The organism is Bradyrhizobium sp. 956_D2_N1_4 (assembly GCF_052076025.1).
GTDB classification, from domain to species: domain Bacteria; phylum Pseudomonadota; class Alphaproteobacteria; order Rhizobiales; family Xanthobacteraceae; genus Bradyrhizobium; species Bradyrhizobium barranii.
The window spans coordinates 6,429,356-6,447,531 of record NZ_CP197237.1 but is presented as its reverse complement, the minus strand read 5'-3'; the positions used below and the strand labels follow the sequence as shown (position 1 = coordinate 6,447,531).

The window sequence follows — 18,176 nt, the reverse complement described above, 5'->3', positions numbered from 1 at the left end:
TTTCCAAATGACGATCCAGGTGACCGTCCGAATTCACAGGAGTTGCCCCCATGGCTGGCGCCCGATCCCGTAACTTTGAGGGCTGGCCGCTGTTTGCGAACAGCTTTCGGCCGTTTTTCCTGCTCGCCGCGATCCAGGCGGGGCTGTCGATTCTGGCCTGGCTGCCGATGTTCTACGGCGAATTGTCGGTCAGTTCGGCCTTCGCGCCGCGCGACTGGCACGTCCACGAAATGCTCTATGGCTTCCTGCCGGCGGTGATCACGGGATTCCTGTTCACGGCGATCCCGAACTGGACCGGGCGGCTGCCGATCCAGGGGACGTCGCTGGGCGCGCTGCTGGTGGTGTGGCTGGCCGGACGTTTTGCAGTGACCCTGTCCGCCGATATCGGTTGGGCGTTCGCGCTCGTCGTCGATGCCGCCTTCCTGGCATTGGTCGTTGCCGCGGCCACGCGCGAAATCATCGCGGGCGGCAATTGGCGCAATCTGCCGGTGGTAGTGCTCGTGCTGGTGCTGCTCGCCGGTAACGTCGCCTTCCATCTCGAAGCGCACTTCGAGGGCGCGGCCGATGTCAGCATCCGCGTCGGCATCGGCGTGGTCGTGCTGCTGATCTCGCTGATCGGCGGCCGCATCATCCCGAGCTTCACCCGCAACTGGCTGGTCAAGTTCAATCCCGGCCGCCTGCCGGTGCCGTTCGGGCGTTTTGACGGCGCGGTGATCGGATTGAGCGCGCTCGCGCTGATCGCATGGATCGTGGCGCCGCTGAACATGATCACCGGCGCGGTGATGGCGCTCGTCGGTGTGCTTCATTTGGTGCGGTTCGCGCGCTGGGCTGGCGATCGCACCACGCGCGAGCGGCTGCTGCTGATCCTCCATGTCGGTTATGTCTTCGTGCCGCTGGGCTTCCTGCTGCATGCCCTGGCTGTCTTCGGGGCGCTGCCGCCGAGCGCGGGCATTCACGCCTGGATCGCTGGCGCGGCCGGAACCATGACGCTCGCGGTGATGACGCGCGCGAGCCTCGGGCATACCGGACAGGCGTTGACGGCCTCGCCCGCGACGCAGGGGATTTACGCTGCGATCATCGTCGCGGCGCTGGCGCGGGTCGCTGCCGTGGTGTTGCCTGCGCATGGCGATATCCTGCTGCACATCGCCGCCTGCGGGTGGGTCGTCGCGTTCCTCGGCTTTGCGATTGCGTTCGGGCCGCTGCTCGCCGGCAGCCCCCGGCGCGCCCTTGCCATCATGGGCGTGCCCGCTCCGGCACGCTGAGCCTAGGCCGCGGACGCCGAGGGAACGCCGGGGCGTTTGGCCAGCGGCCGCACGCCCTTGCGCCATGCGGTGATGGTGCAGCCGAAGCGGCCACGGAACCAGCGCGCCATCGCGCTCTGCGCGGAGAAGCCGAGCTGGGTGGCGATGTCGGCCAGCGGCCGGCCGGGGTCGTCGATCAGCTGGGTCACAAGATCGGCGCGCTGCGCGTCGAGGATCGCCGAAAAGCTGGTGCCTGATGCGGCGAGGTGCCGATGGATGGTGCGGCGGGTGCAGGCGAGATGCTCAGCCACGCGCTCGACCGTGCAGTCGCCGCTTGCGAGCAGGATGCGTACCACCTCGTCGACCTTCTCCTCCCAGCTTGCCGGCCGCGTCTCGATCGCCTCGATCCGTTTGCGCAAATAGCTCGCGATCAGCGGATGCGCGCTCGGGATCCGCCGCTCCATGTCATGCGCCGACAACAGGATCGCATCGTCATCGGCATTGAAGGTGACGCGGCAACCGAAGAAGTCGCGGTAGCGCTTGCGGTCGTGTGGCGGCGGATAATGCAGATGCACCTCGAGCGGCCGCCAGTCGCTGCTGAACAGCGACTGGATGATGCGGTGGACGCTGCCGAGCGCCATGTCGATCGACTGGCGCGGCGCGGTCGGCTGCCGGCCGCGCAGATGCAATGTGACCGTCACGGTCTGCTTGTCGCGCGTGACCTCAAGCTTCATGCCGTCGTGATGAACGTGGATGAAGCGCGAGAACGCTTCGATGGCCTCACTGACGGTCGCCTGTTCACGCACGATCAGGCCGACCGCGCCGAAATTGGTCAGCCCGCCGCGCTCGGCGAGCCGCAAGCCGAAATCTTCGGCACCCGACGCCTCTGCCGACAATTCGAGCAGCCGGCGCAGGCTGGTCACGGCAATGGGGGTATCGGGCTTGTCGAGCACGGCCAGCGGCAGCCTGACCTTGCGCATCATCTGTTTCGGGTCGAGTCCGACCGACCGGGCGACATCCGGGTAGTAGCTCAAGCCTGCGCTGCGCATGAGGTCGGTCATGCGACCCGTTCCTGTCAGCCATTCCCGCAGATGTCCCGAAATGTAAAGTTTCTGTCCCGATCCGTCAAATCCGGGAACAGGATGGAACATACATAAGGGAAACCGAAGCACGGGCGTGAATGCCGTGCGTATGACGACGCGGCGCGACGAAGCCCTGCTGCCGTCTCGGGCCATTTGACCAAGACATTGCTGGATCGGGATGATGCCGGGAAACATGCTTTCCAAGGGTGAGGTATTCGTCATTGAAACTGACGCGGCCTCCCGCGAACAACTTTCAATGGCGCTTCAACAGAGTGCCTATGACGTGATCTGCTTTGCCGACGGCGCGTCGCTGCTCTCGGAAGCCAAGGCGCGGATGCCGGCCTGCGTGCTGCTGGAGATGCCGCCGGATCGTTCCGCCCTCGACGTGCTCAAGCGCCTGCGCGAGGAGAACTGCATGGCGCCGGTCCTGATGACGTCGGCGAACGGCAGCATCGCCATGGCGGTCGACGCGATCAAGAGCGGCGCGGCCGACTTCATCGAGAAGCCGTTCCGCACCCGCGACATCGTCGACCGGATCGATGCTGCCATCGACGAGTTCGCGCAGCCGGGTTCAAACCGGCAACGCTGGCTGCCCGGCTGCGAGCCCCTGACCGGGCGCGAAGTCGATGTGCTCGAGCACCTTGCTGCCGGCCTGACCAATAAGGAGATCGCCCGGCGCATACATCTGAGTGCGCGGACGGTCGAAGGCTACCGCGCAGGCATCCTGAAGAAGGCCGGCGCCCGCAACGTGACCGATCTGCTCCGCCGCATCTTCGGCCAGGGTTCGCCCACCCCGGTTTAAGGACCTAAGTTTAACGGCTTCGCCGCGAGTCGACGACACGTTCCGCAGCCTTGGTGCGGCCGCGGCGGCGCCCCACGGAAACCCCAATCGAACCAGTTCCTTCCCAGCCGCGTCCAACCATGTTGGCGAGGCATTTGATCGCACGCGTCCGGCTGGCGGCGCGGCGATACGGCAGGAGGGACTTTATGCGCATCACCGCAAGATGTTTGGCAACGACGAGCCTGGTTCTGGTGACCATGGCGGCCGCGTCGCCATCATGGGCCGCCGATGTGGACGCCACATCGGCCATCGACACCGTCACGGTCTATCCGGACGGCGCCACCGTCACCCGTATCATCGCGCTGGACCTCGCCTCCGGCGACAGCACGCTGGTCGCCAAGGACTTTCCGCTCTCGCTCGATCCGTCCTCCCTGCGGGTCGAGGGCGAGGCGGGCGCAAAACTCACCATCGGGACGATCGACGCGCGGCCGCCGCGCGCGGCACAACCCGCGAATCTGCCCGAGCTCGATAAGCGCATCGAGGCGTTGAAGGATCAGCGCGCCGATCTGCAAGGCGACATCGACGCGGCCAACGCCCGGCGCAAATTCGCGCAGCACTTTGCCGAGGCTTCTCCCGCCGGCCTTGGCGAGAAGGGCGAGGCTCGGCCGATCACCGAATGGCGCGCGGCCTTTACCGCGGTCGCCGAGGAGATCGCGACCGCCGATACCGCGATCCGCGACGCCACGCGAAAGCAGCGCGAGATCGATCGGCAGCTCGCGCAACTTGAAGCGGAGCGTTCGGCCAAGCCGCCGAGCAAGCTCGAGGTTCGCATCGATGTCGCTTCCGCCGCCGCGACGAAGGCGACGTTGCGGGTGACTTATGCAGTCCGCAATGCGCGCTGGCTGCCGCTGTATGACGCCCGGCTCGACACTGGTGCCAAGGACCGCAAGCCGCAGCTCGAGCTGGTTCGCCGCGCCGAGGTGACACAGTCGACCGGTGAAGACTGGTCGAATGTCAGTCTCGGTGTTTCCACCGTTCGCGTCAGCCGCGGCGGCAGCGCGCCGGAGCTGAATTCGCTGGTTGTGAGGTATCCGCAACTGCCGAAGCCGTTGGCAATGGGCACGGCGTCGGACATGGCGATGCCCGCGCAGCCAATGACGCGGCAGGCGCAATCTCCGGCGATGGCGAAAGCTGCGGAGCCCGAGCTGCGTGAGCGCGCGGACGAGCAGCAGGCCAACGCCGAGATCGGCGATTTCCAGGCCGTGTATCAGATCAGCGGCCGCGTCAGCCTCGGTGCCAATGAGGGCGCCAAGAGCCTGCTCATCTCCTCCATGACGGTGACGCCCGACCTCGCCATCCGTGCCGCCCCGGTCGCGGATCCCACCGCTTACCTCGAGGCGTCATTCAAGCTTGCCGAGGATACCAATCTGCTGCCCGGCAAGGTCGCGATCTTCCGCGACGGCACGTTCGTCGGTCGCAGCAAATTCTCGACCGCCGCGCGGAACGACGCGATCCGGCTCGGCTTCGGTGCCGACGACAAGATCAAGATCGAGCGCACCGTCATCAGGCAGAACGAAGGCACGGCCGGCGTGATCGCGTCCTCCAAGACCGACACGCGTTCGTTCCGCACCGTCGTTCGCAACGGGCACGACTTCCCGATCCGCATCGCGATCGAGGATCAGCTTCCGGTCAGCGAGAACGAGGATATTGGCGTCGAGATGCTGTCCTCGACCACGCCGCCCACGACCACCAATCTGCGCGACAAGCGCGGCGTGCTGGAATGGGCGTTCGACGCAAAACCCGGCGAAATCAAGGAGATCAAGTTCGCCTGGCGCGTCCGCTGGCCCAAGGACAAGGGCATGGTGATCGTGCCGGCAGGGTAATGCGCCCGATCTGAACCGAGGCGCGGCGCCGTCTTCCTTACCTCTCCCCACAAGCGGGGCGAGGGAGTGCATCTTCACCGCGGCGGCAGTTCGGCTCGCGCCGCCGCCCGCATCGATTGCGGCAGCACGTAGGGCACGCCGTCGTCGGCCTGATGAACGACGGCGTCGATTTCGAAGATGTCGCGAATGGTCTCGCGCGTGACGATTTCCGCGCGCGGGCCGTCGGCAGCGAGCTTGCCGCCGTTCAGGACGATGAGCCGGTCGGCGAAGCGGATCGCGAGGTTGAGGTCGTGCAGGATCGCGATGACAGCCGTGCCGCCTGCGGCGCGGCGGCGCGCGGCTTCGACGAGGTCGATCTGGTGACGCAGATCGAGGCTCGATGTCGGCTCGTCCAGCAGTAGGAGCCCTGGCCCATGCTCGGCCTCGCCGCAGGCGAGCTGCACCAGCACGCGGGCGAAATGGGTGCGCTGTTGCTCGCCGCCAGACAATGTCGGCAATTGCCGTTCGCGGAAATGTGCGAGGCCAACCTCGTCCAGCGCGGCGTCGACGAGCGACACGGCATCGCGCAGGCTGCGGTCGCCCGCGCCCATCAGCACGATCTCCTCGACCGTGAAGGGGAAGGTGACGTTGATGTGCTGGGACAGCATCGCACGGCGCGCGGCGAGCTCGCGCGGCGTATAACTGCTTATGTCGCGCTGCTTCAGGTGCACCTCGCCCTCGCTCGGGCGGAGATCGCCGGAGAGCAGCCGCAGCAGCGTCGACTTGCCGGCGCCGTTCGGGCCGATGATCGCGACCATCTCGCCGGCTTCAACCGAAAGGCCGACGCCATCGAGCAGCGTGGCGCGGCCGGCGCGCTTGCTGAGAGATCGCGCCTCGATCACGGCGCTCATAGCGAGGCGAGCCCGCGCTGGCGCAGCAGGATGCCGAGGAAGACAGGCGCGCCGACCGCTGCCGTCAAGATGCCGATCGGCATCTCCGCGGGCGCCACGATGGTGCGCGCCAGCGTGTCGGCGCCGACCATCAGGATCGCGCCGAGCAGCACCGAGGCCGGCAGCAGCAGGCGATGCGCAGGTCCAATAACGAGACGGAGGAGATGCGGCACGACGATGCCGACGAAGCCGATGACGCCGCTGATCGACACCGCGACCCCAGTCATGGCGGAGACCATGACGATCGAGATCCGCTTGAGACGCTCGACGTCGACGCCGCCGTGAAACGCGTCGGCCTCGCCGAGTACCAGCAGATCGAGGCCGCGCGCAATATACGCGCAGGCGCCGAGCCCGATGATGAGGATCGGCGCGAGCACGGCGGCCTTGGTCCAGGTCGCGCCGCTCATCGAGCCCAGCAGCCAGAATGTAATGTCGCGAAGCTGGCGGTCGTCGGCGATGAACACCAGAAGCCCGATGCCGGCATTGGTGATGGCAGTGATGGCGACGCCGGCGAGCAGGAAGATCGCGATCGAGGTCCGCCCCGCGCGGCTGGAGATGCCGTAAAGGATCGCGGTCGTGGCCAGCGAGCCCGCAAAGGCCGCGAGCGGCAACAGCTCGGTCTGGAGGAAGCGCAATGTCTCGCCGAAGCGCGAGTCGGTGAAGACGATCGCGCTTGCCGCCGCGAGCGCGCCGCCGCTGGAGACCCCGACCAGCGCGGGATCGGCGAGCGGGTTACGAAACAATCCTTGCATGATGGCGCCGGCCGCGGCGAGCAGGCCGCCGACCATCGCAGTCGCCGCGATCCGGGGAATGCGGATCGACCACAGCACCAGCTGGTCGCGCGTCGTCACGGCGTCGGCGGTGGTGTTGCCTGCAAGACCGAGTGCGGCGGGCAAGCGAGAGAGGGGAATTCCGGCTGCGCCCACGGTCAGCGCAACGATGGCGGTGGCGGCGAGGATCACCAAGAGGAGGGGAATGGCAATCGACGTAAATCGCCGTCCTGCGCCCGCGCGGCGCGGGCTCCGCGAGTCCGTCCCGATCGCCACGCTCATTGCCGGCAGTTCGCCGCCGACAGAGCCGACGTGAAGGCGCCGCCCTCGGCCAATGCCGGATAGAGCTTGACGGAGAGATCACGGGCCGCCGCGGCCGTGCGCGGGCCGAAGCCGAGTAGATAGAGCCCGTCCATCGTGATGAAGCTCTTGTTGGCCGCGACCGGCGTCAAGGCGAAGCCGGGATGGGTGTAGACCGCGTCGGCCTGCAGTGAATCCTTGCCGCGCTCGATCGACAGCACGACGTCGGGTTTTGCCGCGACGATCGCCTCGTCGCCGATGTTCTTGTAGCCGTCGTAATCCTCGACCGCGTTGGTGGCGCCCGCGAGCTGGATGATCTCGTCGGCGGCGGTCTTGTGACCGGCGACCATCGCCCGTCCGTTCAGGAGCGACATCACGAACATCACGCGGACCGGCTTCGTGACCTTGGCACGCAGTGCGCGCAGCTGCGCAAGATCCGTAGCCACTGCGGTGCTCAGGCACTCGGCGCGCGCATCGACGCCCATGGCATGGCCGACCAGCTTGATCTTCTCGATCAGGCCTTCCTCGGAGAAAGTCTCGGGCACCAGCACCAGCGGCACCTTCGCCGTCTCCAGGAGGTCCATGGTCTCGCGCGGGCCCGATCCCTGGATCGCCAGGATCAGGGTCGGGTTGAGGCCCAGCACGCCCTCGGCCGAAATCTGGCGCATGTAGCCGACATTGGGTTTGTCGTGCAGCGCGGCCGCCGGATAGAGGCTCGTGGTGTCGACGCCGACCAGGCGGCTCTCCAGCCCGAGCGCATAGAGGATCTCGGTAATGGCGCCGCCGATCGAGACCGTGCGGGCGAAGTCGGCAACGGCGACATCGCGATTGCGCGCGTCATGCACCGTGATACCGGCGGCGTGCGCGGTCGAGGCGAGCGCGATGGTGCCGGTGAGCAGGAGGTTTGCGAGGGTGCGACAAAATGTCATTGCAGGTTACTTCGTCAGGATCAGCTTGTTCTGCGAGGTCAGGCGAAGGCGATAGGCGTCCTCGCCATGCGCGATGATGATCTCGCGCTCCGCCGCAAACAGCTCGCGGCTGTCGATCCGGCTCCCGCGTATGGTCAAACTTCTCGTTGTTGCAGAAGGGCTTTGTGTCGGCCCTGCCGCATCGCCGCTATTGTCTCCGGACGTTGCTGCCATGGTAGGTGTGATGCGCTTTCGAAATTTCAGATGCGTCTTGTTTGTATAAGCGGCATCAGGCGCATTCCAACGGCGGCAATTTACAATCGATATAAACTGCAACCCGATGACATTGACCGTCAGGGTGTTGCCACGTAACCAAATGGAACATTGCGGGCCGGGGGCCTGCACCAGAGAATAGCCAGCCAGTCGCTCGCCGCGCGAGCGCACGCCAGCCAAACAAGACATATCATGATTGGGTTGGGTGTATGGCTGACGGGGCTAGGTATTCACGCGCGCTGATTTTGGGCGCGTCGGTGGTTTCAATTGCGGCGGTGTCGCCGGTGAGCAGCTTTGCGCAGACCGCGGATCAAACCGCGCAATCATCCAAGCCGGCGAAGCCCAAGCAGGCCAAGCGCAATCCGGCCAAGCCGCAAGCTGTTCAGCCGCAGCAGGCCAGCACCAGCGTGTGGGATGCACGCGCGCAGGCGATCGTCGGCGTCCAGGCGCTCGACACCATCACGGCCGCGGCCTCCAAGACCGACGAGCGCGCGGTCGACGCGCTCGCACCGGTCAGCGTCGTGACTTCGGCGCAGATCGAAAGCCGCCAGGCCAGCACGGTCGGCGATCTCATCTATAATGTGCCGGGCGTATGGGTTCAGAACCGCGGCGATGAGCCGTCCACCTCGATCAATATCCGCGGCCTGCAGGATTTCGGCCGCGTCGCCGTCGTCGTCGACGGCGCGCGGCAGAACTATCAGCGCACGGGCCACTTCGCCAACGGCTCGTTCTTCCTCAACCCCGAGCTGATCAGCGGCATCGACATCGTTCGTGGTCCGACCGCCAACATCTACGGCTCCGGTGCGATCGGCGGCGTGGCGTCGTTCCGCACCAAGGATATCGAGGACGTCGTGCGTGCCGGCGAACGCTGGGGCGTCGACGTCAAGACCATTCTTGGCAGCAATTACGGACGCGCGCTCGGTTCGGCCTTCGGCGGTGTTCACGTCAATCCGAATGTGGATGTGTTCGCGGGCGGCACCTATTCGACGCAGGAGAGCTACAAAGACGGCACCGGCTTCGAGGTCGCCAACACCGGCAACCGGCTCACCAGCGGCATCGCCAAGCTGACGGTGCGCCCGGCCGACGGGCATGAGATCAAGCTCGGCACCATCTTCCAGGAGGACATCTATAGCGTGGGTCAGCCGCCACGCCGTGCCGGCGATCCCAACTCGACCAATGCGAACGGCGCCAACAACCTGAGCGGCACGTCGATCTACAGGTCCGACGTCAAGAACTACACCACGACGCTCGGCTGGAAATATTCGCAGCCGGATGACCAGTGGTTCGACTGGGATGCGAAGGTCTACTGGAATCGCACCGAGAACGACCAGGTCAAGACCGCGCATACCAGCACGACGCCGTCGGTCTTCTGCGGCGGCGTGCCCGGCAATGCCGTGTCCGGCTGTATCGGCAGCAACCGTGGATATCTGCTCGATACGGTCGGCGTCGACGTGTACAACACCACGCGCTTCGATACCGGCAGCTGGCGTCACGCGGTGACCTACGGACTGGACGCTTTCCAGGACAAGGTGTCGACGCAGGACAGGACCGGCACTTCGGAAGTGACGACGCCCGGCGGTCAGCGTACGGTCTCCGGCGGTTTTGTGCAGTGGAAGGCCAATTACACCTCCATGCTCGAGGTGATCGGCGCGCTTCGTTACGACAATTATCAGCTCTCCTCGGCATCCTCGTCGTCCGGCGGCGACCGTTTGTCGCCGAAGATCACCGTAGGGCTCGTTCCCACGGCGGTCGTGACGCCCTATGTCAGCTACGCCGAAGGTTATCGCGCGCCGTCGATCACGGAAACGCTGGTCAGCGGTCCGCATTCGGGCGCGACGGTCAACGACTCGTTCTTCCGCTGTCCGTCGGGCACGCCGGGTCCGGGAGCGGATTCGACCTTCTGCTTCGTCCCGAATCCGAATCTGCGGCCCGAGGTCGGCAAGAACAAGGAGATCGGCTTCAACATCAAGAAGAACGATCTGTTCACGGCGGGCGATACGCTGCGCGGCAAGATCAACGTGTTCCGCAACGACATCTCCGACTTCATCGATCAGGTCGCCTATGGAAATCCGCTGGTGGTCCCCACCGGCCCGCCGCCGGCGCCCTCCATCACCGTGCTTCCGTTCCTGCAATATCAGAACGTCGCGTCCGCCCGCATCCAGGGTTTCGAGGCCGAGGCGATGTACGACGCGAACACCTGGTTCTTCGGCCTCTCCGGCAGTTACCAGAACGGCAAAAACCTCCAGACGGGATTTGGCCTGTACAGCGTTCCGCCGCAGAAGGTCACGACGACCGCCGGCGTGCGGTTGCTGGACCGGACCCTGATCCTCTCGGTGATGTGGACGTCGGTGATTGCGAACACCGACATCCCGCCGACCTATACGCCGGCGACGTCGTACGATCTCGTGAACCTCTACGCCCAGTATCAGCCGCGGCCCGATCTCACGCTGAACTTCTCGGTCGAAAATCTTCTCAACCAGTACTACCGGCCCTACGCCATTCCGGTCGGCAGCACGGGCGATACGCAAAACGACGTGAAATGGGCGAGCGCCGGCCCCGGGCTCGTGGTCAAGGGAGGCCTGAAGTACCACTTCGGCGGCATCTAAGGAGTACGCCGACGACAGCAAACGGGACGCCGTATTGACCGCCAGAGCCACGCTGATGTCCCAGCGTGGCTTCGGCACGTTCTGAAACATCCGCTCGGCATTCGCCGATCAACAAGACTGACAGGAGAAAAATCTGATGTTCATCGCAATGAATCGTTTCCAGGTGAAGCTCGGCTCGGAAGCTGCTTTCGAGACCGTCTGGCGCACCCGTGAATCCTATCTCGGCAGCATGGCCGGCTTCGTCGAATTCCACCTGCTGAAGGGGCCGGCGCTCGAGGACCACACGCTGTATTCCTCGCACACGGTCTGGGTCGACAAGGCGGCGTTCGAGGCCTGGACGCGATCGGACGAATTCCGCCGCGCCCACGCGCGCGCCGACAACAAGACCGGCGAAAGCCTCTATCTCGGCCATCCCAAGTTCGAAGGGTTCGAGGTCATCATGACCGAGCGCAAGACGAACGTGGCCGCCTAGATCGCGGCGGGTCAGGAAAGGGAGCCGGACATGCTGAGCACCGATCTCGCCGATCTCAAGGCGTATATGGCCGACAATCCCGGTGCGGTGATCGAGGACGTTGCGCGTGAGCGCAAGGTCACGCCGCGCGCGGTGATCGAGGCGCTGCCGTCGTCGATGGTGCGCGTTGGTGGCGGCGAGCATTTCGCCGCCGCCATGCAGGACATCGCCGCGTGGGGCGAGGTCACGCTCATCGTGCACACGGATGACGCGATCTTCGAGTTCACGGGCGCGGTTCCGGCGGGCGAGGTCGGCCGCGGCTATTTCAACCTGATGCAGCCGAAGGGATTGCACGGCCACCTCCGCCACGAGCGCTGCGCGGCCTTGGCCTTCGTCGAACGCCCCTTCATGGGCAAGACCTCGGCCTTCGTTGCGTTCGTCAATGCCGACGGCGGCATCATGTTCAAGGTCTTCGTCGGCCGCGACGAGACCCGGGCGCTGCGGGCGGACCAGCTCGTGCGATTCCGGCAGCTGGCGGACCGGGTCGCGGCGTAATTTCCTTCTGTCTGTCGGGAGATCAGGATGCAGAGCAATTTTGGGCTTCGGCATGTGATCCTAACAATTGGGCTGGTGCTTGCGCCGGCCCCGGCCTTCGCGATCGACGAAGCGCTGTTGCCGCGCAATCTGTCGCCCTGGGGCATGTTCCTCGGTGCCGACATCGTCGTGAAGGTGGTGATGGTCGGGCTCGCCGTCGCCTCGCTGGTGACGTGGACGGTGTGGCTCGCCAAGACCATCGAGCTGCGCCGCAAGAGCAAGCTCGCCGTAGAGCGGACGCGCGCGCTCGAGGGCAGGATGAAGCTGGCCGAGGCGGCGGAGCGGACCGGCGACGCGCATGATGCGGTCGCCCAGCTCATCCAGTCCTGCGCCAAGGAGGCGGAGCTCTCCGGCGGCATTGTCGATGACGGTCTTCAGGAGCGCGTCGCGCTGCGGCTGGAACGGGTCGAGGCCGCGATGTCCAGGCAGATCGCGCGCGGCACCGGCGTGCTCGCGACCATCGGCGCCACCGCGCCGTTCGTCGGGCTGTTCGGCACGGTCTGGGGCATCATGAATTCCTTCATCGGCATCTCCGAGAGCCACACCACGAGCCTTGCGGTGGTCGCGCCCGGCATCGCCGAGGCGCTGCTTGCGACAGCGCTCGGACTCGTCGCCGCGATCCCGGCGGTCGTGATCTACAATCATCTCGTCCGCGGCATCGCCAATTACCGCGCGCTGCTTGGAGACGCCTCGGCGCAGCTCATGCTGCTGGTCAGCCGGCAGCGCGACAACAGAGAGTTCCGCCTGGCGCGGGCGGCGGAGTAGGCCATGGCCGCGAAACTCGGCGCACGCGGGGGATCGCCGCTGAGGCGCGGCGACCCCGGCGATCTCGACGTCACCCATGAGATCAACGTCACGCCGTTCATCGACGTGATGCTGGTGCTGCTGATCATCTTCATGGTCGCGGCCCCGCTCGCCACCGTCGACATCGGCGTCGAGCTGCCGGCCACCGCCGCCGAGCCGGCGCCGCGGCCGGACAAGCCCACCTTCGTGACGGTGAAGCCGGATCTCACCGTCGCCGTCGGCGAGGAGACAATGGCACGCGAAGGCCTCGTCACGGCGCTCGATGCCGCCACCAAGGGCCGCAAGGACGAGCGCATCTATCTGCGCGCCGACAAGGCTGTCTCTTATGGCGACCTGATGGAGGTGATGAACACCTTGCGCAATGGCGGCTATCTCAAGGTCGCCCTGGTCGGCCTCGACGGACGCAGCTGATGTCGGCGAGCGCTTTTGCCCTGCATGAACCGCTCGGCGAGCGCGAAACGGCGCGTTGGGGCGTTTCGGCCGCGGTGATCGTGGCGTTGCATGTCATCGCTGCGGTGATCGCGATGAATTGGGTGCGGTCGCAACCGGAGCAGGGCGTCACCCTGCCTGCGGTCATGATCGACATGGCGCCGATCACGTCGGCGCCGCAGGCGACGCCGGATGACGTGGTGCCGGGGCCGGTGATGAAGGAGGCCGATGCCTCACCGCCGGAGCCGATGCAGCGGCAGGCGGTCGAGGAGACCATCGCGCCGACACCGCCGCAGGAGAAGCCCGACGTGGTGGCGCCGCCGGAGCAGAAGCTCGAGCCGACACCGGACAAGCCGGAGCCCGCGAAAATCGTGCCGCAGGAAAAGCCGGCGCCCGAAAAGCCGAAAGTAGTTCGTCCGGAGGCAAAGAAGCCGTCGAACGCGACGCCCGCGCCTCGCACCAGCGCGCCGCCGCGCGCCGAGCGGGAGGCGCCTGCAGCGTCCGCCATGAGCGCGGGCGCGATCGCATCGCTGGTTGCGACCTACAATCAGCGCGTCCGTGCGCATCTGATGCGCCTTCACTCCTATCCGTCCGGCGGCAACGGACAGCGCGGGCTGGTCCGGGTGAGTTTCACGATCGGCCGTAACGGCCAGGTCACGTCCAGCCGCATCGCTTCGTCCGGCGTTGCCGCGTTCGATGCCAAGGCCACGTCGATGATCCACCAGGCCTCGCCGTTCCCGCCGATCCCGGCGGAGATCAAGAACAGCTCGATGAGCTTTACCGTTCCGGTGGACTTTATCGTGCGGTGAGGTTGCTCTCTCGCTCCCTCGCCCCGTTCTTACGAGGAGAGGGCGGGGTGAGGGGCGGTCTCCGCGCACTCATCGCGAGTGTGGGAATGGAGTTCTATCCTCGTCATTGCGAGCGCAGCGAAGCAATCCAGACTGCCTCTGCGGAGAGACTCTGGATTGCTTCGCTGCGCTCGCAATGACGGAGGGTGAGGCGCCACTGTCGGTTCCTTCCCTCTCCCCGTAAGAACGGGGAAAGGGAGAGGAGAGAGCGTCGGCTTACTTCGCCTTCAGGAAATCCGCGACTTCGAGCAGCATGAACTCGTCGTCGTCGGCCTTGTTGGGATCGCGGCTGGACGAGAACGGCAGGTTGTTGTCGTTGCCGACGATGATGTGGGTCTCGTCGACGCGATCGACGTTCTCGATGGTGAAGAACGGGAAGGTGTAGACGCCGTCATTGAGCGGCTTGCGGGCCTTCTTGTCGGGGTCCTGGATCTTCATCAGGTCGATATAGCCGATCTTGCGCACGGGCTTGCCGACATTGGCGTCGGTCAGCTCGATCTTGTAGACGCGCTTGAACTTGGCGATGTCGGGGAAGCAGTTCTCGCCGCGGGTGCCTTGCGGGCAGGCCTTGTCGGCCGTGCCTTCGCCGTTGTCGCGCTCGATGATGAGGCCGGAGGCCTGATCGATCATGTTGAAGTCGCCGATGGCGTTGCCGTTCTGCTCGAACACATACTGCCAGTAGCGGCCGGTGAATTTTTCGGCGGCGACGTCGAATTCGAGGATGCGGGAGGCTTCCTTGCCGTCGACCTTCTCCCAGTCCTTCTTGTCGGCGTCCCAGATCGGGCCCTCGAGCAGGCCGTAGAGGAACTTGCCGTCCTTCGACGACGCAAAGCCTTCATAGCCCTTGGAGCGGCGCAGGTTGACATTGGTGTAGGTCGCGCCCGGCGCGCCCGGCGTCGCCACGGCCCAGTTGTCCGGCGAGCGCACCGGCTTGCCGTCGGCAACCGTCTCGAACACGCCGAGGATCTTGCCTGATTTGTCGGCCTTCAGGATATAGGGGCCGAACTCGTCGCCGATCCAGAAGGTGTCGCCGATGATCTGGAAACCCTCGGTGTCGAAGTCGGAGCCGGTGAGGTAGCGCTTCTGGGTGTCCTCATGGACGATGCGGAACGGCACCTTCTTGTCGGGATCGTGCAGGAAGATGGTTTCCTGGCGCTCGATCTTGCCGCTGGCCCAATCCATCTTGTAGCGGTTCAGGTACAGCATCGAATCCGGCGAGTTGGCGCGCGCGCCCATGCCGTTGTCGGTGATGACCCAGTAGCTGCCGTCGGGCATGTGCTTGATGCCAGAATGGCCCTGGAGCGGCTGGCCCTTGAACGGCAGCGACACGCCGGTCGCACGCTCATAGGACTTGCCCATCACGGTGCCGAGCGCGTCGACGCGCTTGCCGGTGGTGTATTTGCCCGAGGTCTTGAGATCGGCAGGCGCGTCGGCCGGCGCGTCGATGAAGGTCGCGGCCGGCATCACCACGTGGCCGGCGAGCTTCGCCGGGAATTCACCCTCGTTCTGTGCAAGCGCAGTGCTCGCGGTGAGAATGATCGTTGCGACGGTGCTGAGAAAAGTCGCGCGCATGTGCGTCTCCTGTTAGTGGACGACGCCTTATGCGGATCGCATGTTGCAGTTTTGTGAAACCGGGCGAAACGCCGCAGCAGCTATTGTTTCGGCGGTGCCGGAGAGCGCGCCGGAATCTCGAAGCTGATGGTCTTGCTGTCGATCACGCGGTGCATGGGATCGGCCAACTCGAACAGTACCTTGTGCGGGCCCGGAGGCAGTCCGACCACGATCACGGTCTCGCCACTGGCATCGACAAAATGCCAGGGCGCATCATCGACCGTGATGTGGACGTGACCGATGCGCGGCGACACGTCGAGCGCGCCCTTGCCGAACACCGGCACGATCCGGAGATTTTCCGTGGTGTACTGGATGAAGACGAGGCCCTGCGCCAGTTGTTCGGCCAGCGGTGGATCGACTATCAGGCGGGCGGGCGCCTGCTTGTCGATGGCAACTAGCGGAGAGGGCCCGCGCACGTCGCGGGCGCTTTGGGCGACGGCGGCTGCCGCAAACATTGTGGAGACCGCCAGAGCGGCCATGACGTGGAGGGCCGCGTTCATGTTCGTTCCTTCCAGGTTATCAGGCGATCTTGCGGGCGAGGAAGTCGCGGATCAGCGGAACCATCTCGTCGAACCTGTCCTCGAGCGCGAAATGACCGGTGTTGATCAGGTGAAACTCCACTTGCGGCAGGTCGCGCTTGTAGGGATGGGCGCCGTCGGCCGGGAAGATGAAATCGTTCTTGCCCCAGACGATCAGCGTCGGCGGCTTGTGCTTGCGGAAGTAGGCTTGCACCGCGGGATACAGCGGCAGATTGGTCCGATAATCGTAGAACAGGTCCATCTGGATATCGCTGTTGCCGGGCCGGTCGAGCAGCGCCTGATCTTGTACCCAATTGTCGGGTGAAATCCGACTTACGTCCGACATGCCGTCGGTGTACTGGAATTTCGTCGTTTCCAGCGTGACCAGCTTCATCAATGCCTGTCGGCTGGTATCGGACCCGTCGGCCCAGTATTGCTTGATCGGATTCCAGAACTCCTTCAGCCCTTCGTCATAGGCGTTGCCGTTCTGGACGATCAGGCCGCTGACGCGCTCGGGATGCTTGAGCGCCAGCCGCCAGCCGACCGGGGCGCCGTAATCCATGACGTACATCGCATAGCGGGTGACACCGAGCTGGCCGAGCAGGCCGTCGACGAGTTCGCCGAAGCGATCGAAGGTGTATTTGAACGATGTGCGCGGTGGCATGTCGCTCTGGCCGTAGCCGGGGTAGTCGGGAGCGATCACGTGATAGCGGTCCGCCAGAGCCGGGATCAGGTTGCGAAACATGTGCGAGGAGGTCGGAAAGCCGTGGAGCAGTAGCACCACCGGTGCATCCTTGGGCCCCGCTTCGCGGTAGAAGATCTTGATCCCGTCGACGGATTTGGTTCGATGGTAGACGACCGGATAAGAACCGGTGGTGCCGCGGCTGTCGCGCTGCGGTTTCGCCGATGCATCCGGTGAAGCAGTGGCAACGGCCAATCCGGACAATCCAACGACCAGGTAACGACGATCGATACGGGTTTGTGGCGGCATGACCTCTGCACTTTTCATGTCGATCTCCCTGTCCAGAATCGGTGGCTTTGCGGACGTCAGTCGTCCGCGGCTTCAAACGCCCTGGTAGACCAGCCGGGTGAAGAAGCCGGGGTCGATCACGAACTGCCCCCATATCGCATCGAAGGCCGCGGTCGGTTTGGCAGCCACGGCTTCGTCCCGCGTTCGTCCCTGGCTCTTGAGACGGGCGACGTTGTCGCGGATCGTCACCAGCATGTCGCGAAACGCCTGGAGTTCGGCTCTGTTGCCAACCGGCTTGCCGTGACCGGAGATCACGATCGTATCCTGTCCGGTCGCTGCGAGATTGGCTTCGGAAGCCGCGATCATCCCGTTGATGCTGCCGCCAGTCGAGTAATCGATGAACGGATAGATGCCGTTCCAGAAGGTATCGCCGACATGAACGACGTTGGCTTCTGCAAAGGTGACGGAGATGTCGCTGTCGGTATGCGCGGGCCCGTAATATTTCAGGCCGATCGAGGTTCCGTTGAGTCTGAGCTCATGGGTGCTGGAAAATACGTCGCTGGGGATGCCGCCTGGTCCCAGCGGAAGGAAATTGTAGTCCCAGTCCTCTACGCGCTGAACTTCGAGGAGGTACTTTCGCGTGTTCTCCTGCGCGATGATCCTGGCGCCAGCGGAATGGAGCCATTCGTTGCCATCGGCGTGATCGAAATGCCAGTGGGTGTTGACGAGATGGGTGACGGGATCGGCGCCGAGATCGGCCATCGCCTTGGTGAGCTGGGGACGCGAGACGCGGATGCCGGCATCGACTAAAACCTTGCCGTCGGGACCGGTCAGGACCGCGACATTTCCGCCGGAGCCTTCGAGCACGGCTATGTTGCCTCGGAGTTTGTGCGTGGTGATCGGCGATGTCGCCGCACTGTCCTTGATCAGGCTGACAAGGCCTCGCGCTTCAGCGTAGGCCTGCCGCGGCGAAAGCCAACCGTTAGTAGCGGCAATCGTCGCACCGCTCAGGCAGCAGAGACAGAAATTGCGGCGCGACAGCAGGGCTCTGGTCTCTAACTCCATAGCGTCCTCGATTGACGGCCGGGCGACGGCATCCAAAACGCACGGCGGCTTTGCGCATATCCACCGCGTAGCCGATTGTCGCTGTGGGGAGCAGACGGTATGCTTGAGAAGCA

18 protein-coding genes are annotated in these 18,176 nt (G+C 65.0%); 9 read left to right on the top strand and 9 right to left on the bottom strand.

Annotated elements, in window-relative coordinates; translation table 11 throughout:
* The first annotated feature begins 50 nt into the window (after window positions 1-50).
* On the top strand, window positions 51-1,262 hold the full coding sequence (locus tag AB7535_RS30520) for an NnrS family protein (protein ID WP_231143486.1): 1,212 nt from the start codon (window positions 51-53) through the stop codon (window positions 1,260-1,262).
* A 2-nt stretch (window positions 1,263-1,264) separates the two neighbouring features.
* Here the strand turns inward: AB7535_RS30520 and AB7535_RS30515 are convergent, their stop codons facing one another.
* The gene (locus AB7535_RS30515) at window positions 1,265-2,302 is read right to left on the bottom strand and encodes an AraC family transcriptional regulator (RefSeq protein ID WP_231143485.1); all 1,038 of its coding nucleotides are present in this window, start codon (window positions 2,300-2,302) and stop codon (window positions 1,265-1,267) included.
* 202 nt (window positions 2,303-2,504) lie between these two features.
* Here AB7535_RS30515 and AB7535_RS30510 point away from each other — a divergent pair, with 202 nt between their 5' ends.
* Together AB7535_RS30510 and AB7535_RS30505 are read left to right on the top strand one after the other, a co-directional pair.
* Window positions 2,505-3,125, top strand: a complete 621-nt coding sequence (locus AB7535_RS30510; protein ID WP_231143484.1) for a response regulator transcription factor — start codon at window positions 2,505-2,507, stop codon at window positions 3,123-3,125.
* A 185-nt stretch (window positions 3,126-3,310) separates the two neighbouring features.
* A complete protein-coding gene (locus AB7535_RS30505) occupies window positions 3,311-4,987 on the top strand; it encodes a mucoidy inhibitor MuiA family protein (RefSeq protein ID WP_231143483.1) in 1,677 nt (558 codons plus the stop codon).
* A gap of 74 nt (window positions 4,988-5,061) precedes the next feature.
* Here the strand turns inward: AB7535_RS30505 and AB7535_RS30500 are convergent, their stop codons facing one another.
* From AB7535_RS30500 to AB7535_RS30485, 4 genes are read right to left on the bottom strand one after another with little or no spacing between them, the layout of a single operon-like run.
* Complete coding sequence (locus AB7535_RS30500) at window positions 5,062-5,877, bottom strand: heme ABC transporter ATP-binding protein (protein ID WP_231143482.1); 816 nt, start codon at window positions 5,875-5,877, stop codon at window positions 5,062-5,064.
* Window positions 5,874-6,968, bottom strand: a complete 1,095-nt coding sequence (locus tag AB7535_RS30495; RefSeq protein WP_063981149.1) for a FecCD family ABC transporter permease — start codon at window positions 6,966-6,968, stop codon at window positions 5,874-5,876. The genes AB7535_RS30500 and AB7535_RS30495 overlap by 4 nt, the downstream gene beginning before the upstream one ends.
* Window positions 6,965-7,915: a heme/hemin ABC transporter substrate-binding protein gene (locus tag AB7535_RS30490; protein WP_166344369.1), complete on the bottom strand. Its 951-nt coding sequence runs from the start codon at window positions 7,913-7,915 to the stop codon at window positions 6,965-6,967. The genes AB7535_RS30495 and AB7535_RS30490 overlap by 4 nt, the downstream gene beginning before the upstream one ends.
* 6 nt (window positions 7,916-7,921) lie before the next feature.
* Complete coding sequence (locus AB7535_RS30485) at window positions 7,922-8,128, bottom strand: hemin uptake protein HemP (RefSeq protein ID WP_231145409.1); 207 nt, start codon at window positions 8,126-8,128, stop codon at window positions 7,922-7,924.
* Between the two features lie 248 nt (window positions 8,129-8,376).
* Here AB7535_RS30485 and AB7535_RS30480 point away from each other — a divergent pair, with 248 nt between their 5' ends.
* The 6 genes from AB7535_RS30480 (at window position 8,377) to AB7535_RS30455 (ending at window position 13,860) form a co-directional block, all read left to right on the top strand.
* Window positions 8,377-10,773, top strand: coding sequence for a TonB-dependent hemoglobin/transferrin/lactoferrin family receptor (locus AB7535_RS30480; protein ID WP_231143481.1), 2,397 nt, complete (start codon window positions 8,377-8,379; stop codon window positions 10,771-10,773).
* A gap of 136 nt (window positions 10,774-10,909) precedes the next feature.
* Complete coding sequence (locus AB7535_RS30475; RefSeq protein ID WP_166080204.1) at window positions 10,910-11,245, top strand: antibiotic biosynthesis monooxygenase family protein; 336 nt, start codon at window positions 10,910-10,912, stop codon at window positions 11,243-11,245.
* A gap of 30 nt (window positions 11,246-11,275) precedes the next feature.
* The gene (gene hutX, locus AB7535_RS30470) at window positions 11,276-11,779 is read left to right on the top strand and encodes a heme utilization cystosolic carrier protein HutX (RefSeq protein ID WP_166080224.1); all 504 of its coding nucleotides are present in this window, start codon (window positions 11,276-11,278) and stop codon (window positions 11,777-11,779) included.
* Window positions 11,780-11,806: 27 nt separating this feature from the next.
* The gene (gene exbB / locus AB7535_RS30465) at window positions 11,807-12,583 is read left to right on the top strand and encodes a tonB-system energizer ExbB (protein WP_166080249.1); all 777 of its coding nucleotides are present in this window, start codon (window positions 11,807-11,809) and stop codon (window positions 12,581-12,583) included.
* 3 nt (window positions 12,584-12,586) lie between these two features.
* The gene (gene exbD, locus AB7535_RS30460) at window positions 12,587-13,033 is read left to right on the top strand and encodes a TonB system transport protein ExbD (RefSeq protein WP_063981157.1); all 447 of its coding nucleotides are present in this window, start codon (window positions 12,587-12,589) and stop codon (window positions 13,031-13,033) included.
* Window positions 13,033-13,860 carry a TonB family protein gene (locus tag AB7535_RS30455; protein WP_166080285.1) on the top strand — a complete coding sequence of 276 codons (828 nt, stop codon included), beginning with the start codon at window positions 13,033-13,035 and terminating at the stop codon, window positions 13,858-13,860. The genes exbD and AB7535_RS30455 overlap by 1 nt, the downstream gene beginning before the upstream one ends.
* Before the next feature lie 255 nt (window positions 13,861-14,115).
* Here AB7535_RS30455 and AB7535_RS30450 read toward each other — a convergent pair whose 3' ends face one another.
* The 4 genes from AB7535_RS30450 to AB7535_RS30435 form a co-directional block, all read right to left on the bottom strand.
* Window positions 14,116-15,471 (bottom strand): esterase-like activity of phytase family protein, encoded by a 1,356-nt coding sequence (locus AB7535_RS30450; protein ID WP_354102613.1) that lies wholly within the window; start codon window positions 15,469-15,471, stop codon window positions 14,116-14,118.
* A gap of 80 nt (window positions 15,472-15,551) precedes the next feature.
* Entirely contained in the window at window positions 15,552-16,010 is a 459-nt protein-coding gene (locus AB7535_RS30445) for a DUF6130 family protein (protein ID WP_439037444.1), read from the bottom strand.
* 19 nt (window positions 16,011-16,029) lie between these two features.
* Window positions 16,030-17,037, bottom strand: a complete 1,008-nt coding sequence (locus AB7535_RS30440; RefSeq protein WP_231143479.1) for an alpha/beta fold hydrolase — start codon at window positions 17,035-17,037, stop codon at window positions 16,030-16,032.
* A gap of 54 nt (window positions 17,038-17,091) precedes the next feature.
* Window positions 17,092-18,063 (bottom strand): MBL fold metallo-hydrolase, encoded by a 972-nt coding sequence (locus AB7535_RS30435; RefSeq protein WP_135216983.1) that lies wholly within the window; start codon window positions 18,061-18,063, stop codon window positions 17,092-17,094.
* Window positions 18,064-18,176 lie beyond the last annotated feature (113 nt).

Coding starts and splice junctions, on each gene's coding strand:
- AB7535_RS30520 (WP_231143486.1), top strand. CDS start 51: ATGGCTGGCGCCCGATCCCGTAACTTTGAGGGCTGGCCGCTGTTTGCG.
- AB7535_RS30515 (WP_231143485.1), bottom strand. CDS start 2,302: ATGACCGACCTCATGCGCAGCGCAGGCTTGAGCTACTACCCGGATGTC.
- AB7535_RS30510 (WP_231143484.1), top strand. CDS start 2,505: ATGCCGGGAAACATGCTTTCCAAGGGTGAGGTATTCGTCATTGAAACT.
- AB7535_RS30505 (WP_231143483.1), top strand. CDS start 3,311: ATGCGCATCACCGCAAGATGTTTGGCAACGACGAGCCTGGTTCTGGTG.
- AB7535_RS30500 (WP_231143482.1), bottom strand. CDS start 5,877: ATGAGCGCCGTGATCGAGGCGCGATCTCTCAGCAAGCGCGCCGGCCGC.
- AB7535_RS30495 (WP_063981149.1), bottom strand. CDS start 6,968: ATGAGCGTGGCGATCGGGACGGACTCGCGGAGCCCGCGCCGCGCGGGC.
- AB7535_RS30490 (WP_166344369.1), bottom strand. CDS start 7,915: ATGACATTTTGTCGCACCCTCGCAAACCTCCTGCTCACCGGCACCATC.
- AB7535_RS30485 (WP_231145409.1), bottom strand. CDS start 8,128: ATGGCAGCAACGTCCGGAGACAATAGCGGCGATGCGGCAGGGCCGACA.
- AB7535_RS30480 (WP_231143481.1), top strand. CDS start 8,377: ATGGCTGACGGGGCTAGGTATTCACGCGCGCTGATTTTGGGCGCGTCG.
- AB7535_RS30475 (WP_166080204.1), top strand. CDS start 10,910: ATGTTCATCGCAATGAATCGTTTCCAGGTGAAGCTCGGCTCGGAAGCT.
- hutX (WP_166080224.1), top strand. CDS start 11,276: ATGCTGAGCACCGATCTCGCCGATCTCAAGGCGTATATGGCCGACAAT.
- exbB (WP_166080249.1), top strand. CDS start 11,807: ATGCAGAGCAATTTTGGGCTTCGGCATGTGATCCTAACAATTGGGCTG.
- exbD (WP_063981157.1), top strand. CDS start 12,587: ATGGCCGCGAAACTCGGCGCACGCGGGGGATCGCCGCTGAGGCGCGGC.
- AB7535_RS30455 (WP_166080285.1), top strand. CDS start 13,033: ATGTCGGCGAGCGCTTTTGCCCTGCATGAACCGCTCGGCGAGCGCGAA.
- AB7535_RS30450 (WP_354102613.1), bottom strand. CDS start 15,471: ATGCGCGCGACTTTTCTCAGCACCGTCGCAACGATCATTCTCACCGCG.
- AB7535_RS30445 (WP_439037444.1), bottom strand. CDS start 16,010: ATGAACGCGGCCCTCCACGTCATGGCCGCTCTGGCGGTCTCCACAATG.
- AB7535_RS30440 (WP_231143479.1), bottom strand. CDS start 17,037: ATGAAAAGTGCAGAGGTCATGCCGCCACAAACCCGTATCGATCGTCGT.
- AB7535_RS30435 (WP_135216983.1), bottom strand. CDS start 18,063: ATGGAGTTAGAGACCAGAGCCCTGCTGTCGCGCCGCAATTTCTGTCTC.